The 16,403-nt window shown below is 74.3% G+C and carries 13 protein-coding genes; 7 read left to right on the forward strand and 6 right to left on the reverse strand.

The window, feature by feature from the left end; translation table 11 throughout:
• Nucleotides 1–65: 65 nt before the first annotated feature.
• Nucleotides 66–1,358 (reverse strand): lytic transglycosylase domain-containing protein, encoded by a 1,293-nt coding sequence (locus F8568_RS06480; protein ID WP_328600752.1) that lies wholly within the window; start codon nt 1,356–1,358, stop codon nt 66–68.
• A 139-nt stretch (nt 1,359–1,497) separates the two neighbouring features.
• On the opposite strand from F8568_RS06480, the gene F8568_RS06485 reads away from it, so the two are divergent.
• Complete coding sequence (locus F8568_RS06485; RefSeq protein ID WP_236008473.1) at nt 1,498–1,701, forward strand: hypothetical protein; 204 nt, start codon at nt 1,498–1,500, stop codon at nt 1,699–1,701.
• Nucleotides 1,702–1,744: 43 nt separating this feature from the next.
• Nucleotides 1,745–3,055: a D-arabinono-1,4-lactone oxidase gene (locus tag F8568_RS06490; protein WP_151592426.1), complete on the forward strand. Its 1,311-nt coding sequence runs from the start codon at nt 1,745–1,747 to the stop codon at nt 3,053–3,055.
• Nucleotides 3,056–3,059: 4 nt separating this feature from the next.
• Here the strand turns inward: F8568_RS06490 and F8568_RS06495 are convergent, their stop codons facing one another.
• A complete protein-coding gene (locus tag F8568_RS06495; RefSeq protein WP_151592428.1) occupies nt 3,060–4,013 on the reverse strand; it encodes a hypothetical protein in 954 nt (317 codons plus the stop codon).
• A 409-nt stretch (nt 4,014–4,422) separates the two neighbouring features.
• On the opposite strand from F8568_RS06495, the gene sepH reads away from it, so the two are divergent.
• Nucleotides 4,423–6,186 (forward strand): septation protein SepH, encoded by a 1,764-nt coding sequence (sepH, locus tag F8568_RS06500; RefSeq protein ID WP_151592430.1) that lies wholly within the window; start codon nt 4,423–4,425, stop codon nt 6,184–6,186.
• Nucleotides 6,187–6,198: 12 nt separating this feature from the next.
• Here the strand turns inward: sepH and F8568_RS06505 are convergent, their stop codons facing one another.
• Complete coding sequence (locus F8568_RS06505) at nt 6,199–7,716, reverse strand: PH domain-containing protein (RefSeq protein ID WP_151592432.1); 1,518 nt, start codon at nt 7,714–7,716, stop codon at nt 6,199–6,201.
• On the reverse strand, nt 7,713–8,273 hold the full coding sequence (locus F8568_RS06510) for a PH domain-containing protein (RefSeq protein ID WP_151592434.1): 561 nt from the start codon (nt 8,271–8,273) through the stop codon (nt 7,713–7,715). Before F8568_RS06510 ends, F8568_RS06505 begins: the two co-directional genes overlap by 4 nt.
• A gap of 199 nt (nt 8,274–8,472) precedes the next feature.
• Here F8568_RS06510 and F8568_RS06515 point away from each other — a divergent pair, with 199 nt between their 5' ends.
• The 3 genes from F8568_RS06515 to F8568_RS49385 all read left to right on the forward strand — a co-directional run bounded on the left by F8568_RS06515 (nt 8,473) and on the right by F8568_RS49385 (nt 10,738).
• Nucleotides 8,473–9,465, forward strand: coding sequence for an ATP-binding cassette domain-containing protein (locus tag F8568_RS06515; protein WP_151592436.1), 993 nt, complete (start codon nt 8,473–8,475; stop codon nt 9,463–9,465).
• The gene (locus tag F8568_RS06520) at nt 9,462–10,271 is read left to right on the forward strand and encodes an ABC transporter permease (protein ID WP_151592438.1); all 810 of its coding nucleotides are present in this window, start codon (nt 9,462–9,464) and stop codon (nt 10,269–10,271) included. The genes F8568_RS06515 and F8568_RS06520 overlap by 4 nt, the downstream gene beginning before the upstream one ends.
• A gap of 332 nt (nt 10,272–10,603) precedes the next feature.
• Complete coding sequence (locus F8568_RS49385; RefSeq protein ID WP_268896186.1) at nt 10,604–10,738, forward strand: hypothetical protein; 135 nt, start codon at nt 10,604–10,606, stop codon at nt 10,736–10,738.
• On the opposite strand, the gene F8568_RS06525 is transcribed toward F8568_RS49385, so the two are convergent.
• Both F8568_RS06525 and F8568_RS06530 read right to left on the reverse strand, forming a co-directional pair.
• On the reverse strand, nt 10,739–13,951 hold the full coding sequence (locus F8568_RS06525) for a BTAD domain-containing putative transcriptional regulator (protein WP_151592440.1): 3,213 nt from the start codon (nt 13,949–13,951) through the stop codon (nt 10,739–10,741).
• A gap of 89 nt (nt 13,952–14,040) precedes the next feature.
• The gene (locus tag F8568_RS06530; protein ID WP_151592442.1) at nt 14,041–15,414 is read right to left on the reverse strand and encodes an NAD(P)/FAD-dependent oxidoreductase; all 1,374 of its coding nucleotides are present in this window, start codon (nt 15,412–15,414) and stop codon (nt 14,041–14,043) included.
• A gap of 381 nt (nt 15,415–15,795) precedes the next feature.
• Between F8568_RS06530 and F8568_RS06535 the strand changes: the two genes are divergently transcribed.
• On the forward strand, nt 15,796–16,380 hold the full coding sequence (locus F8568_RS06535) for a YbhB/YbcL family Raf kinase inhibitor-like protein (protein WP_151592444.1): 585 nt from the start codon (nt 15,796–15,798) through the stop codon (nt 16,378–16,380).
• Nucleotides 16,381–16,403: the final 23 nt, after the last annotated feature.

The raw sequence follows: 16,403 nt of genomic DNA on the forward strand, positions 1-16,403 counted from the left end.
CATCCAACCAGCCCCCTCCCGGTACCCCGCCCCGGGTGGAGGCACCGGAGCACCGGCCGCCCGGCTCAGCTGTAGCGCGCCGCGTACGCCCGCGCGAGGTTCAAGACCTTCTGGACATACCAGTCGGCGTGGTTGTACTGCCAGATCGCCCGGTACAGCTGCTGCCCGCCCCGGCCCGCGCCGTTGGCGCACAGGTACTTCGCGGCGCCCGGGATCGCGTCGTAGGGGTTCATGATGTCGGCCTTGCCGTCCCTGTCGCCGTCCACCCCGTAGGTCTTCCAGGTGGACGGCAGGAACTGCATCGGGCCGAGCGCGCCGGCGCTGGAGCGGCCGGCGTTGCGGCCGTGGTCGCTCTCGACCTGCCCGATCGCGGCGAGCACCGTCCAGGACAGGCCGGGGCAGGTGGTGGCGGCCTGCTTGTACAGGTCCAGGTAGCTGGTCGCCTTCCCGCCGGTGCCGGACGACTGGTACTTGGCGTCGTGCAGGTTCACCACGTTCGCGCCCGCGCCGAGGATCTTGCGGACGGCCGAGACGACCTTCGCCGGGCTGACCCCGGGGGCGTTGACGAGCACCGCGACGTTCGGGACGAGGCCCATCTGCGTGCCGGCCTTCTTGCTGACCAGCATGTTGATCCCGGGCAGGCCGAGGTCGCCGGAGCCGCCCATGGTGAGCTTCGGGATCGTCCGGCCGACCACCGGGTACTCGTAGCCGGTGGTCAGCTGCAGCTGCTTGGCGGCGTCCGGCGACACCACGAACCGGTCGGCGGCGAGCGCCGCCCACAGGTCGGTCTTCTTCGCGGTGCCGGGCGGCGTCCAGGAGCGGAACGAGGACGGGTCGACCGCGAACGCGTTGACCTGGCGGCCCTGGAGCTGGACGGCCCCGCCCGCGACGGCGACGACGTCGCGGACCTTCGTCAGCTTCGCGATCTTGGCGATCTTCGCGGCGGAGATCGACCCGGCCTCGGCGGCGAGCACGTCGGGCGGGACGACCCGGCGCAGCGGCGCGACCTGCCCGTCGTCGACGACCTTCACCGGGTCGCCCTGGCCCGCGCCCGGCGGGGTGTCGCCGTGCTGCGCGCCGGCCGGGGCGGCGTGCCCGGAGCCGTCGGTGGTCAGCGCCGCGTAGACGCCGGCGGACGTGCTCGCTATGGCGAGCGCGGCGATGGTCGCGATGAGCATCGGCAGCACGCGCCGCGGCCCGCCGCGCGCCGTGCCCGCCCGGGCGGTCGGCGAGGTCCGGCCCTTGCGCTGCTTCTTCTGCGGCCTCTGCCGGGGCGGGCGCACGGCGGACCCCCGGACGGAGGCCGCCGCGTCCGGCGCCCCGTCCTCGGCCGCGCGCGGTGCTGATGGAGGAGCCACAACATGTCCCAACGAGTGTCGCTACGGGTGAGTTACACGTCTTGCCACTTCTTTCCCCCAGGTAACGTGATCATGGGGCTGAAGTCGAACGACGGGGGCCGGGGGACGCCCGACCTCCCGGCGGGGAGGGGAGTCGCGGATGTCCGGTCCGTACCGGGAGCCGCTGTCGGTTCCCGGCGCCCGGCCGTTCGTCGCCGCCGGGTTCGTCGGCCGCATGTCGATGTCCATGGTGGGGATCGGCATGGTGGGGATCGGCATCGTCCTTCTCGTGTCCGCGGTTACCGGATCGTACGGTATCGCCGGATCCGTGACGGCGACGCTGTCGCACCGGCGCGCTCGGTAAACGTGAACTTTCCTCACGATCGATGGCCGAGTAGAGTCGCCGCATGTCCCCCGTGACCCACCAGAAGTGGCACAACTGGGCGGGAAACCAGCAGGCCGCCCCGCGCCGCGTCGCGACCCCCGGCGGCACCGCCGAGGTGGCGGCGGCGGTCCGGTCCGCCGCGTCCGACGGCCTCACCGTCCGGATGATCGGCACCGGCCACTCCTTCACCGGCGCGGCCGTCGCCGAGGGCGTGCTGCTGCGCCCGCACGCGCTCACCGCCGTCCGCTCCGTCGACACCGCGACCGGCCTGGTCACCGTCGAGGCCGGGCTGCCGCTGCACGCGTTCAACCGCGTCCTCGCCGAGCACGGCCTGGCCCTGGCCAACATGGGCGACATCCAGGAGCAGACCGTCGCGGGCGCCCTGCAGACCGCCACGCACGGCACCGGACGCGACGCCGCCGGCCTCGCCTCCCAGGTCGCCGCCCTCGAGCTCGTCCTCGCCGACGGCTCCACCGTCACCTGCTCGCCCGGCGAGCGCCCCGAGCTGTTCGACGCCGCCCGCGCCGGCCTCGGCGCCCTCGGCGTCGTCACCGCCATCACCTGGAAGACCGTCCCCGCCTTCCTCCTGCGCGCGCAGGAAGAGCCGATGAAGTGGGACGAGGTCCTCGCCCGCGTCGACGAGTTCGACGACGCCAACGAGCACTTCGAGTTCTACTGGTTCCCGCACACCGAGGGCTGCCTGACCAAGCGCAACAACCGCGTCGAGGGCCCCGCCGAGCCGCTGCCGAAGTTCAAGTACTGGATGGACGACGAGTTCCTGTCCAACAAGGTCTTCGGCGCCGTCAACCGGCTGACGCACCTGGCGCCCGCCACCACGCCCTTCGTCAACGGCATCTCCGCCAAGGCGCTCGGCGCCCGCACCTACAGCGACGCCTCCTACAAGGTGTTCACCAGCCCCCGCACGGTCCGCTTCAAGGAGCAGGAGTACGCGATCCCGCGCGAGGCTCTCGTCCCCGCGCTGCGCGAGCTGCGCTCCCTGTTCGCCCGCAAGGACTGGCGCATCAGCTTCCCGATCGAGGTGCGGCTGCTCCCCGAGGAGGACGCCTGGCTGTCGATGGCCCACGGCCGCCGCAGCGCCTTCATCGCCGTCCACGTCTACTACAAGGACCGGCACCAGGAGTACTTCCGCGGTGTCGAGAAACTCCTCACCGACCTCGACGGCCGCCCGCACTGGGGCAAGCTCCACACCCGCGACGCCATCTACCTGGAGAAGGTCTACCCCCGCTTCAGCGACTTCCAGAGGCTGCGCGACGAGCTCGACCCCGACCGCCGCTTCGCCAACCCTTATACCCGGCAGGTCTTCGGCGATTAGAGGCTCACTGGTTCGGGGTGGCGCCGACGTTCGGCTCAGCGCCGCCCCCGCCCGGCTGCCGGCCGTCGCCGCCGTCTGAGGTCTTCGTCGGTTGAGGGGTGCTCGGCGTCTCCGGCGTGCTGGGCGCCGAGGACGTCGGCGCGGTCGGCTCGGTGGGCTCGCGCGTCGGCGCGGCCGGCGCCGTCGTGGTGGGCGTGCCGCTCGACGGCGTCCCGCCGGACGGGCCGGTGCTCGGCGTGGCGCCGGGGCCGGTGGAGTGCCCGGTCGGGGACGGCGACGTCGGCGTCTCGTCCGAGCCGCCGCCTCCGCCGCCGGTCAGCGCCTTGCTGATGGTCGTGCCGTTGCCCGGGTCCCCGAGCGGCGAGCCGGTGGCCGCCTCGTAGAGGGTGATGCCGCCGATCACGATCGCGAAGATCGCCGCCGACGACACCGCGAGCTTCACCCAGTGCTGCTTCAGCCGGTCGGCGGTCGCGTCGAGCGCCGACCGGCGGACGACCTCGCGGACGGCGTCCGGGCTCGCCGCCGCCGCGAGCGCGTCCGCGACCGTCTCCGCCGGGGTGCGGTCCAGGCGCGTCGCGTTCGGGTCCCCGCCGCCGGACGGGTGGCCGGGCAGGTTCAGGTCGAGCCGGGTCGCGTTCGGGTCGCCCGCCGGCCACACCACGGTCCGCGTCGGGTCGGCGCTCCGCGCCTGCGCCGCCGCCTGCTCCGCCGCGCCCTGCCGGAGCACCGCCGCCTGGAGGTGCGTCAGGTCCTTGATCTGGTCACGGCCCTGGTCGAGGTAGTGCTTGACGACCGCGGAGCCCGCCGTCGACACCACGCTCATCAGCGCGGCGCCGATGATCGTCCCGTAGACCCCCAGGTAGGAAGCGCCGACGGCGGCGACCAGCGTCGCCACCCCGCTGGCGATCAGCTGCGTGGTGCTGACATCGGGCAGCTTGCCGCGCATCGATCGTTTCACCCCTGTTCGTTCGCCCAAAACCCCCGGAAATCAAACTAATCGGAAGATCAGGGTGTTCCTGCCGCAGACGTGACGCTCGTAACCTCGAAGCGGTGGAGTACGCCGCCGGGGTCAGGCACAGTGTGGAAAAGGATCCACAAGAATGCGGCAGGCCGCCCCCGGTCGCCCCGCGACACCGGCAAGCTAGGTCAGGTGCCCTCTTCGGCCTCGTGAAGGGGGCTTCGAGAGCGGCGATGTTCGGACATGCCGGGTACGGTGCTGGCAGCAGGTGTGTCCGGAAGAGAGACTCGGGAACCCGGGGGAAGGGCACGCATGCGCCCTCGGCGGGCGAGGGGCGACCGGCCGGCGAGACCGCGGCCGGACGGTCCGGCGCCCTCCGTGCCGTCAGGACAGGGCAGGAAGGACACGCATGCAGGAGCTGCGCCTCGTCGCGGTCAGCGAGGACGGTACGTACCTCGTCCTGGCCACCGCGGGCCGAGGCACCCGGTTCACCCTGCCCGTCGACGACCGGCTCCGCGCAGCGGTCCGTGGGCACTTCTCCCGCCTCGGCCAGTTCGAGATCGAAGTGGAGAGTCCCTTGCGTCCCAAGGAGATCCAGGCCCGCATCCGGTCCGGCGAGACGGCGGAGGAGATCGCCGAGTCCGCGGGCATCCCGGTCGAACGCGTCCGCTGGTTCGAGGGCCCGGTCCTGCAGGAACGCGAGTACATGGCGCAGCAGGCGCAGCGCGTCGCGGTGCGCCGCCCCGGTGAGAGCACGCTCGGCCCGCCGCTCGGCGAGACCGTCGAGGAGCGGCTCGGCCGCGGCGGCGTCGACCTCGAAGAGGCCGAGTGGGACTCCTGGAAGTGCGAGGACTCCACCTGGCGCGTCCGGCTGTCGTTCTTCGACAACGGCCGCCCGCACGCCGCCGAGTGGTCCTTCGACCCGCGCCGCCGGCACGTCTCCCCGCTCGACGAGATCGCCGCCCGGCTCACCGCCGTCGAATGGGACGAGGAGACGCTGTCGGACACCGTCACCCCGCTCGTCCCGCGCCGTCCGGCGATGAAGGTCGTGCAGAACGACCGGCTCCCGAACGACCGGTTCCCGGGCGACAGGGACGTCTCCGCGCGCGGCCTGCCCGCCGAGCCGGAGCAGCCCGCCGCGGTCGGCCCGCTGCGTCCCGCCGAGCCGCCGCAGTACATCGTCGAGCGCGGCCGCATGGTCGACCCGCGCCCCGCCTTCCGCGAGGCGCCCGCCGAGGGCGCGCCGCTGCGCGAGGCGTCCCGCCCGCTCTCCTCCGACGGCCCCCGCGAGGCGCCGCGCCTGCGCGAGGCCGCCGAACCCGCGCGTCCCGCCGAGGACGCCCGGCCGCGCGACGACCGCCCGGCCCGCGAGGAGGAGCCGCAGGCCGAGGCGCCCGCCGGTGACGCGGCGTCCGGCGCGGAGAGCGCCGCCGAGGAGGCCGGGCCCGCGGATCGCGAGGAGACCCGTTCCGAGGCGGCGAGCGACGCGGCCGAGGTCCTTGAGGAGTCGCGTCCCGCCGAGGACGAGGCCGGGGACGACCCCGCGGCTCAGGGCGCGGAGCCCGCCGAGGAGAGCGAAGCGTCGCAGGCCGCGGCCGAGGACCCCCGGCCCGTGGCGAGCGAGGACGCCCGAGACGACGTCCCCGCCGAGACCGCGCAGGCGGACGGCGACGCCCCGCAGGCCGAGGACGCGCAGGTGACGCGCGAGGAGCCCGCCGAGGGCGAGCCCGCCGACGAGGAGCCCGCCCCGCAGGAGGCGGAGGCGGCTCCGGCGCACGACGAGCCCGATCAGGCTGAGGACGCCCCGGCACCGGCGGCGCGAGAGAGCGAGAAGCCCGCCGAGAGCGACGGTGGCGAAGCCGCGCCCGAAGAGAAGGCCGCCCGGCCCGACCTGACTCCGCCGCAGCCCGCCCAGCAGCCGGCACCGAAACAGCCGGTACCGCAGCAGCAGGCGCCGCAGCATCCGGCGCGCCGGGAGCCGACCCGGCCGCCGGCGAAGAAGAAGCCGGCCCGGCCCTCGATGCCCGCCGCGCAGGACAAGCCGGTCACCGGTTCCCCGGCGGCGGAGACCCCGGCGCAGCGTCCGGCGCGCCCCCGCCGCAAGGCCAAGGGCAAGCGCGCCTCCGTGCCGTCCTGGGACGAGATCATGTTCGGCGCCCGCCGCCCCGAGTGAGCGGGGGCCGGGTCACGGCCGGGGTTCGGCGCCCCGTTTCGCGGGCGGTTCCGGCGCGGGGCGCTCGATGAACGGCGCGAGCCATTCGGGGGTGATGGCGGCGGCGAAGGCGACGGCGTCCGACTCCGACATGTCCGTCGCGGAGTAGCCCCCGTCGCCGGCGCCGGTCGCGACGAACAGGGTCGCGAGGCCGAGCCGGCGCTGGAACAGCGTGCGGCGGACCCGCCAGCCGATCACGGCGCCGTGGTCCACGACGACCTGGCGGCGGCGCAGCGAACCCGACCGGACGGTGAGGCGCGTGCCGTCCGAGGCGTGCCCCAGCTGGCGGTAGCGGTCCAGGCCCAGCGGCACGGCGGGGACGGCGAGGGCCGCGCAGGCGTAGGCGACCCACGGCTGGCCGGCGAGCACCGCGATGGCGGCGACCGCGGCGAGCGGCGCGACCGCGCGCGCGACCCGCCGGCCGCGGGCCGCGCGGGGATGCGCGACCAGCGGGCCCGGCACGGCGCCGAGGACCCGCGCCGCGAGATCCTCCGCCGCGCGACGGGGCGCGGCGGGCAGCAGCCGGCCGCGGTGCGCGGCGTCCCCGAGACCGGTGATGAGCGCGCCGAGCCGCACGACCCCGGCGCGCCGTTCCAGCAGGTTGTCCGACAGCTCGACGCCCCGCAGCCGGCGGCGTTCGAGGGACACCGCCCGCCGGGTGAGCACGCCGCGCTCCACCAGGATCGAGCCGTCCCGCTCGTGCACGGTGAAGTCCCAGTTGAACAGCGCGAACACGATCACCGACATGACCGGCATGGCGAGGAGCAGCAGGACGAGCAGCGCGACGGCGAGGGCGGGCGCCGCCCCGGCGACGCCGTGCCCCACGCTCTCGACGCGCTGCCGGGTGATGAGCCCGAGATCGTCGCCGAGGTTGTAGAGGGTTCCGAGCACGCTGCCCGCCAGAGCGAACGGCGTGAGCAGGTAGGCGCCGCTGAGCGGGGCGTACAGGTACCAGCGCGGCGACACGCGGGCGAGGAGGCGGCGCGGCGGGCGCCCGTCGGCGGCCGGGCGGGCGAGCAGCACCCGCCGCAGCCGGTCGGCCTCCTGGCGGGACACGGCGTTGAGGGTGCCCTCGCCGCCCTCCGCGCCCGCGTCGATGTGCACGACGGCGAGGCCGAGCAGCCGCTGCGGCAGGGACGCGCTGACGTCGACGCCGCGGATCCGGTCGCGCGGGATGCTCTTGACGGACCGTCCGACGAGGACGCGCCGCAGCTCGATGCGGTCGCCGTGCAGCACGTAGGTGAAGGTGACCCAGCCGGCGACGTGGAACGCCAGCCCGAACCCGAGCCCGGCCAGGGTGAAGTAGAACGCGGTGGACACGCCGCCGACGAGCAGCCCGGCGGCGCCCGCGGCGAGCAGCGCGACCAGCTCGCGGACCGCGCCGACCACGAACGTCAGCGGGTGCAGCCGGCGGCGGCGCGGCCCGGCCGCGACGGCGGCGGGCGGGGGGCCCGCCGCCGCGGGCTCTCCGGTCTCGGGGCGGACGCTCACGTCGCGTCGTCGCGGAGGTCGTGCGCGCGGCGCGCGAGCTGCTCGGCGAGGCGGGTCGCGACGTCCGCGGGCAGGCCGGACACCTCCGACGAGCCCGTGTGCGACGCGGTGTTGACCTTGATGGTGGCGAGGCCCAGCAGCCGCTCGATCCAGCCCTGCTCGGTGTCGACGGTCTGGATCCGGCTGACCGGCACCAGCAGCCACTCGCGGCTGAACCAGCCGGTGCGGGTGTAGACGACGTCGGCGCTGACCTCCCACCGGTGCACCCGGTACCGCCACACGGGCGCCGCGGTGACCATGAGGACCCCGGCCGTCCCGACCGCCCACGGCAGCCAGCCGACGCGCCCGGACAGCCAGCCCGGCATGCCGCTCCACCCCTCGTCGCCGAGCCAGGCGGCGACGCCGAGCGCGAGCCCGAACGCCAGCCCCCACAGCAGCAGGTACTCGATCGCCCAGTGCGCGATGGCGCGCGGCGAGACCCGGTGTTCGGGCGGCCGCAGCCGCGGCGGGTGCGGCCCCCCGCCGTCCTTGTGGTGACTGCGCCGCACCGACGTCACACCGCGAGTCTAGAACGTCCGGAGAAAACAGCGCCCTGCCAGCGTTTTGTCAGTACCGGCTGCGAAGGTGGCGGGACGTGCCCGGGACGCCGCCGAGGCGGCGGAAAAGCAGATGCGGACCGACCTGAGGCATGCATAGGTTGGCGGGTCCGTCCCCGTCGGGCGGGTAAGTCCGGCAGACCGAGTCCTAGGAGATCACATGTCCTACGCGATCCAGGCCGACGGCCTGGTGAAGCGGTTCGGTGAGACCAGGGCGCTGGCCGGCGTCTCGCTCACCGCCGAGCCCGGCACCGTGCTGGGCGTCCTCGGCCCGAACGGCGCGGGGAAGACGACCGCGACGCGGATCCTCGCCACGCTGATCGAGCCGACCGAGGGCAGCGCCCGGGTCGGCGGGTACGACGTGGTGAAAGACGCGCACAAGGTACGGCAGCTGATCGGCCTCACCGGCCAGTACGCCGGGGTCGACGAGATGCTCACCGGCACCGAGAACCTCATCCTGATCGGGCGGCTGCTCGGCATCTCGCGGCGGGCGTCCCGAGCTCGCGCGGCGGAGCTGCTGGAGCGGTTCGAGCTCACCGAGGCGGCCGAACGCGCCGCCAAGACCTACTCGGGCGGAATGCGCCGCCGTTTGGACCTCGCGGCCAGCCTCGTCGGCCGGCCGCAGTTCCTGTTCCTGGACGAGCCCACCACCGGGCTCGACCCGCGCAGCCGCGGCGGCCTGTGGGACATCGTCCGCGGCCTGACCGACGACGGCGTCACCGTGCTGCTCACCACGCAGTACCTGGAGGAGGCCGACCAGCTCGCCGACGACATCGTGGTGATCGACCGCGGCCAGGTGATCGCGCAGGGCACGTCCGACCGGCTGAAGGAGCAGGTCGGCGGGCAGGTACTGGAGCTGCGGCCGATCCGGGAGGCCGACGGCGAGGCCGCCGCGCGGATCGTCGCCGACCTCACCGGCGCCGAGCCGGAGACCCGCGACGGGCTGGTGTCCGCGCCGATCACCGACCCGGCGCTGATGCCCGCCGTCGTCCGGCGGCTCGACGACGCCGGCGTCGCGGTCGGCGAGCTGTCGCTGCGCAAGTCCAGCCTGGACGAGGTGTTCTTCGCCCTCACCGGCCACCACACCGACGACATCGAAGCGGAGGCCGGCGCCCTCGAGCAGGCCGCCGACCGGGAAGGGGCGCCGGCATGACCGCCACCGCGTTCGCGCCGCAGGACCTCGCCAAGCGCGTGTCGCCGGGCATCGCCGCCCGCAACACGCTGACGCTGGCCTGGCGCAACCTCGTCCAGATCAAGCACAACCCGATGGAGCTGCTGGACCTGTCCATCCAGCCGATCATGTTCGTGCTGCTGTTCGCGTACGTGTTCGGCCCGGCGATGGCCGGCAGCGTGCACGCCTACCTGCCGATCGTCATCCCGGGGATCATCGCGCAGAACGCGCTGTTCGCCGGGATGAGCACCGGATTCGGGCTGAACACCGACATCACCAAGGGGGTCTTCGACCGGTTCCGCAGCCTGCCGATCTCCCGGTCGGCGCCGCTCGCCGGCCGGATCATCGCCGACACCGTCAAGCAGGCCTGGTCGATGCTGATCCTGCTGGGCGTCGGGTTCGCGATCGGGTTCCGGGTGCACACCGGCGTCCTGTCGGTGCTCCTCGCGTTCCTGCTGCTGCTCACGTTCGCGCTGCTGTTCTCCTGGACGTCGGTGTACATCGCGATGAAGGTCAACGAGCCGGAGAAGGTGCAGATCTTCGGCTTCGTGGTGATCTTCCCGCTGAGCTTCCTGAGCACCGCGTTCATCCCGACGACCAAGGGCATCCCCGGCTGGCTCGCGTTCTGCATGGACAACAGCCCGGTGACGCAGCTGGTCGCGTCCATGCGCGGCCTGCTGGTCGGCGGCCCCGTCCTGGAACACGCCTGGATCGCGCTGGCCTGGGGCCTCGGAATCTCCCTGGTCTTCGCGCCGCTGTCGCTGAGGGCCTACAAGAAGCGGGCGTGATTTCCCAGGGGAGCGACCCCCTGGAACCCCCGTCACGATCAAGAGGCTGTTTCCCCGCTCCGCTGGCGCTCCGCGGCGAAACAGCCTCTTGATCGGCGGGCGGGCCCGCTGCGCTCGCTGCACTCGCTCCGCGTGCCCGCCCGTGTGGTGGCTGGGGTTCGGCCTTCCGTAAGGGTGTTCAGTCGGCTGATCAGCCTTGGGAGGCGTCAGTCGGCTATGTGGGCCTTGGGGGCTTCATCGGCTTGGGGTGTGTTGGGGTGGGGGCGCGGTTTGAGGGCGGTGAAGGCTAGGGGGGCGGCGGACAGGGTGGTGATCGCGGCGGCCAGGTAGACGTGGTCGAGGCCCTTGGCGGGGGCGTGCGGGGCGTGCTGGAAGAGGACGCCCAGGGCGGCGACGCCGAGGGTCTGGCCGAGCTGGCGCCGGTCATCCGCACCGTAAAGCGCGCCGGCCCCGCGCTGCGCCCCTGATCAGCCGCCGGGCGGGCGTTCCAGGCCGAACTCGTCGACGACGTCGTCGAACGTCCGGGCCGTGCCGCGGTCGTAGGCGGCGGTGTAGGCGGCCTCGCCGAGGTCGCCGCGGACGGCGGCCTTGATGGCGAGGACGTCGGGCAGCGACAGGTCGGGGCCGCCGCGCAGCCCGTCGGCGGTGCCGAGCAGCACGGCCGCCCGCTCCGGGTCGCCGAGCAGGCGGGCCCGTTCGGCGACGCCCGCCAGCACGTAGGACAGGATCGGGTGGTCGCGGGCGCGGGCGGCGCCGCGGACCGCCTCGTCGAGCCGCGCGGACGCCTCGTCCAGCGCGCCCGTCGCCAGGTCGAGCTGGGCGCGCGAGCACAGGACCATCGCGCGGAACTGCGGCGGGCCGGGGATGTCCCTGGTCAGCTCGTCGGCGCGGGCGAGCCGGCGCCGCGCCTCCGCCGCGTCGCCGGAGCGGCGGGCGAACTCGCCGAGCTGGTAGTGCACCGCGGCGACCTCCTCGGGCCGCCGGGACGCCTCGACGCCCTCCACCGCCGCGAGCAGCAGCGCCTCGCCGCGCTCGCGCTCGCCGATCAGGTCGAGCGCGTTGGCGAGCTTCATGTGGACGTGGACGAGGGCCGCGGTCCCGCCGCCGAGTTCGGCGTTCAGCCGCAGCGACTCCTCGAACAGGGCGACGGAGCGGTGGTGGTCGCCGTCCCGGCCGGCGATCTCCGCCTGCGCGGCGAGCGTGAACGACAGCCCCCACCGGTCGCCGGCCTCGCGGAACGCGGCGAGCGCCCGGTCGCAGTCCTCCTGCACCCTGCCCGACCAGCCGAAGTTGTGGGCGATCTGGCCGCGGATGAAGTACGCCAGCCCGCGCACCCACGGGTCCGGGTCGTCCAGCAGCCCGTCGACGCCGGGCGCGGTCGTGTCGTCCCAGCCGACGGTGTACATGTCGAAGCTGGTGAGCATCAGGCGCAGCACCGGGTGCAGGGCGGCGGGGTCGCGGCCGGCGCACAGCCGCCTGGCGCGGTTCAGCCAGCCGAGCACGCGGTCGCCGTCGAGCTGGTTGTCCAGCGAGGCCATGGCCCCGAGCGCGAGGGCGCGGGCGGTGGTCTCGTCGTCGGGGACGCCCGGCAGCGGGAGGACGTCCTCCAGGTGGTCGGCGCCGTCGCGCAGTTCGCCGTGCAGGAACCAGTACCAGCCGAGGGCCGCGCAGAACCGGACGGCGGTCGCCGCGTCCCCGGCGGAGATCGTCCAGCGCAGCGCGGCCGAGATGTTGTCGTGCTCGGCGGTCAGCCGGCGCAGCCACTCGAGCTGCTCGGCCCGGTACAGGTGCGGCTCCGCCTCCTCGGCCAGCCGGACGAAGCAGCGGGCGTGCGCGCGCCGGACGTCGTGCTCCTCGCCGGCCTCGGCGAGCCGTTCGGCCCCGTAGGCGCGGATCGTCTCCAGCATCCGGTAGCGGGGCTCGTCGTCCGTGCCCGTCACGATCACGAGGGACTTGTCGACGAGCGCGGCGAGCGCGTCCATGACGGCTGCGCGGTCGAGGCCCGCGCCGGCGCAGACCTGCTCGGCGGTCTCGAGCGTGGCGCCGCCGGGGAAGGCGGCCAGCCGCCGGCACAGCGCGCGTTCGGGCTCGTCCAGCAGGTCCCAGCTCCACTCGACGACGGCGCGCAGCGTCCGGTGCCGGGGCAGGGCGGTGCGGCTGCCCGCGCTGAGCAGCCGGAACCGGTCGTCCAGCCGGGTCGCGACCTGCGCGGGCGTCAGCGCCCGCAGCCGCGCGGCGGCGAGTTCGATGGCCAGCGGGATGCCGTCGAGCGCGCGGCAGATCCGCACGACCGGGGCGACGTTGGCGGCGGTGACGGCGAACCCGGGCGCGACGGCGGCGGCGCGGTCGGCGAACAGCCGGACGGCGGGCCGGGCGAGCGCCTCGTGCGGCGTGGCGGCCGGCGGCGGCGCCTCCAGCGGCCCGACGGGCCAGAGCGTCTCGCCGGTGATGCCGAGCGGTTCCCGGCTGGTCGCCATGACCCGGACGCCGGGGCAGCCGGCGAGGACCCGGTCGGCGAGCCGGGCGGCGGCGTCGAGCAGGTGCTCGCAGTTGTCGAGGACGAGCAGCATCCGCCGCCCCGACAGGGCGGTGACGACGCGGTCCAGGGGGTCGGACGGCGCGGCGCGCTGGCCGGGCATCGGCTGCGGCGCCTCGCGCAGCCCGAGGGCGGTGAGGACGGCGGCGGGCACTTCCCCGGGGTCGGTGACCGGCGCCAGCTCGACGAGCCAGGCGGGGGCCTGGGCGTGGTAGCGGCGGGCGGCCTCGACCGACAGGCGGGTCTTGCCGGCGCCGCCGGGGCCGGTGAGGGTGACCAGGCGGGCGCCCGCCAGCAGCGAGCCGACCCGCTCCAGGTCGGCGTCGCGGCCGATGAAGCTGGTCAGCGGCGCGCTCAGGTTGCCCTTCGGCGGCTCCGCACGGGACGCGGCGGGCGCGGGCGCCGCCGGGCGGGCCGCGAGGGACGGGTCGCGGCGCAGCACCGCCAGGTGGACGGCCGCCAGCTCGGGCGACGGGTCGACGCCGAGTCCGTCGGCGAGGGCGCGCTTGGCGTCCTCGTAGCGGGTGAGGGCCTCGGCGTGGTGCCCGGCGGCGTACAGGGCGCGCATGAGCAGCGCGGTGACGGGTTCGCGGAGCGGGTCGCCGGCGGCGAGGGCGCGCAGCTCGGGGATCACCTCGTCGTGCCGGCCGAGGGCGAGGTCGGCGTCGATGCGCTCCTCGAGGGCGGCGCGGCGCAGCGCGTCCAGCCGGGCCGCGGGCGCGTCGGCGAACCGCAGCCCGGCCGCGTCGGCGAGGGCGGGCCCGCGCCACAGCGCGAGCGCCTCGCGCAGCCCCGCGGCCCGCGCGGCTGGGTCGCCGGCCCGCCGCGCGTCCGCGACCCGTGCCTCGAACGCGTGCGCGTCGACGCTCTCGCGCGGCACGGCGAGCCGGTACGCGCCGGACCGCGACTCGACCGCCGCGCGGCCGATCGCGGCGCGCAGCCGGGAGACCAGGGACTGCAGCGCGTTCGGGGCGCCGCGCGGCACCCCGTCCTCCCAGAGCGCGTCGATGATCCGCTCGGCGGGCAGCAGGGCGCCGGGGTCCAGGGCGAGCAGGGTCAGCAGCGCCCGCAGCCGCGCTCCCCCGACCTCGACGGGGGCGCCGTCCGCGTGCACCTCCAGGGGCCCCAGGATCCCGATCCGCACACCGGCGATTCTCCCCCACCGCCGGACGTGCCGGAGCCCCGGCGGTCACGGGGACCGCCGGGGCTCCGGGTGCCGGCGAGGGCCGCGGGTCAGGCCGCGGTCCCGCTCGACTTCGCCTTCGGCTTGATGTCGTCCAGGGCCGCGAGCTGGAAGTCGGCGCGCGGCTGCTCGACGCTCGCGAGCGAGACGGTCTCGCGCTTGAGGAACAGCGCGAGCGTCCAGTCCGCGATGACGCGGATCTTGCGGTTGAACGTCGGGACCATCGCGCCGTGGTAGCTGCGGTGGAAGATCCACGCGGGCCAGCCCTTGAGCTTGAAGCCCATCGGGTTCGCGACGCCCTTGTGCAGGCCGAGCCCGGCGACGGCGCCGAGGTTGCCGTGCACGTACGGCTTGAGCGACTTGCCGCGCAGCGACCGGACGATGTTGTCGGCCAGCACCTTCGACTGCCGGACGGCGTGCTGGGCGTTCGGCGGGCAGAACATCCCGTCCTGGGTGAGGTCGGGGATGGCGGCGTTGTCGCCGGCGGTGAACGCGCGCACCAGGCCCTCGATGGTGAGGTACTCGGTGCCCTTGACGCGGCCCCGCTCGTCGACCGGCAGGTCGCCGTGCCGGACCACCGGGGACGGCTTGACGCCCGCGTTCCACACCAGCGTGCCGGCCTGGAAGCTGCTGCCGTCCGACAGCTCGATCTGGCCGTCCACGGCGGACTGCAGGAAGGTCTTCATCTTCACGTCGATGCCGCGGCCGCGCAGCTGCTCGGCGGTCCACTTGCCCATGTCGGGGCCGACCTCCGGCAGGATGCGGTCGGCGGCCTCGACGAGCATGAACCGCAGGTCCTGCGGGGTGACCTTGCGCATGTACTTGGTGGCGTCGCGGGTCATGTCCTCGAGCTCGGCGATCGCCTCGACGCCGGCGAACCCGCCGCCGACGAACACGAAGGTCAGCGCCTTGCGGCGGAGGTCGACGTCGTCGGTGGACTCGGCGATCTCCAGCTGCTCCAGCACGTGGTTGCGCAGGTGGATCGCCTCGCCGACGGTCTTGAGGCTGATGCCGTTCTCGGCCAGGCCCGGGATGGGCAGCAGCCGCGGCACCGCGCCGGCGGCCATGACCAGGTAGTCGTAGGAGATCCGCTCCGGCGGTCCGGCCAGCGGCTGGACGATCGCCCACCCCTCGTCGTGGTTCAGCTCGGTGACGCGCGCCTTGCGCACGGTGCAGCGGGGCAGCACGCGGCGGAGCGGGACGACGACGTGCCGCGGGGAGATGTTCCCGGCGGCGGCCTCGGGGAGGAACGGCTGGTACGTCATGTACGAGTTGGGGTCAACGACGGTGACCTTGACCTCGCCCCGCTTGAGCTCCTTCTTGAGCTTCTTCTGCAGGCGCAGGGCGGTGTACATGCCCACATAGCCGCCACCCACGATGAGGATGTGGGGAGCGCCAGGGGTCTCCTCGGCGGTCCTGGCCATTGCGGCCTCCTATGTCACGGTCGGCTTGTGAAGACATTCACAAACTAGCCGATGGAACGTGCCCGACACCAACCGGAAACCACGAAAGAACACGAAAACTTTCCGATCCGGCAAAGTAGAGCGTTGCCAAGCGTGTGAAACTCGCCACTCCTTCCCAAAAATCGCCTAGACCGGGACGAAGCACGCATGACGCAACTCACACCGGCGTCTCACGAGGGGTGGCACGGCCGCGCGCGGCCGAAAGGCCCGTTCCACTCCCGGGGAAGCCCTAAGGTTGGGCCGGACGAGAAAGGGGGCGCCACCGGGCGCGGTGCGCGCGGGATCCGGCAGGACGGCGGTCCGGCGGCGCGCAGCGTACGATCTCGCCCGGGAGCGTAACGAATGAAGACCAGAGACCGGCGTCCGATCCCGGCCGCGGCGGGCGCCCTCGCGCTCACCGCGGTGCTGGGCGGCTGCGGGCTGATCGGCCAGCCCCAGAACAAGAGCGCCGAGCTGTCGGAGTGGTTCACCGTGACCAGCCCGGTCTTCCGCGATGGGCGCGACTTGCCCACGCGGTACGGCTGCGCGAAGTACCCTGGCGGCGAGGGAAAGACCCCGCCGCTGCACTGGTCGGCGCCGGCCGGGACCAGGTCGTTCGCGATCGTCATGGACGACCCGGACGGCTCGGAGGGCGCCTACGTGCACTGGGTCATCGCGGGGATCGACGGCACGACCAACGAGCTCGTCGAGGGCGCCGAGATCCAGGGCGCCGTCGAGGGGCTCACCACAGGCAAGAAGACGGGATACACGCCCCCGTGCCCGCCCAAGGGAGAGCGGCATCGGTACCGGTTCACCATCTACGCGCTGGACGGTCCGGCGCCGTTCCGCCAGGGCGCCAAGCTCCGGGACTCGCTCGGCGCCATCGCCGAGCACACGGTGGGCCGCGGCCGGATCACCGGGAACTTCGGCGGCAATCAGGCGCGTTGACCGTGGAGCCTCCGGGCGCCGGG

It is taken from the genome of Actinomadura physcomitrii, assembly GCF_008923205.2.
In the GTDB taxonomy this organism is placed as follows: Bacteria; Actinomycetota; Actinomycetes; order Streptosporangiales; family Streptosporangiaceae; genus Spirillospora; species Spirillospora physcomitrii.

Bases quoted from the DNA above. Each gene is read 5' to 3' on its own strand.
- F8568_RS06520 (WP_151592438.1), top strand. From the start codon at position 9,462: ATGACCGCCACCGCGTTCGCGCCGCAGGACCTCGCCAAGCGCGTGTCG.
- F8568_RS06490 (WP_151592426.1), top strand. From the start codon at position 1,745: ATGTCCCCCGTGACCCACCAGAAGTGGCACAACTGGGCGGGAAACCAG.
- sepH (WP_151592430.1), top strand. From the start codon at position 4,423: ATGCAGGAGCTGCGCCTCGTCGCGGTCAGCGAGGACGGTACGTACCTC.
- F8568_RS06485 (WP_236008473.1), top strand. From the start codon at position 1,498: ATGTCCGGTCCGTACCGGGAGCCGCTGTCGGTTCCCGGCGCCCGGCCG.
- F8568_RS06515 (WP_151592436.1), top strand. From the start codon at position 8,473: ATGTCCTACGCGATCCAGGCCGACGGCCTGGTGAAGCGGTTCGGTGAG.
- F8568_RS06535 (WP_151592444.1), top strand. From the start codon at position 15,796: ATGAAGACCAGAGACCGGCGTCCGATCCCGGCCGCGGCGGGCGCCCTC.
- F8568_RS06530 (WP_151592442.1), bottom strand. From the start codon at position 15,414: ATGGCCAGGACCGCCGAGGAGACCCCTGGCGCTCCCCACATCCTCATC.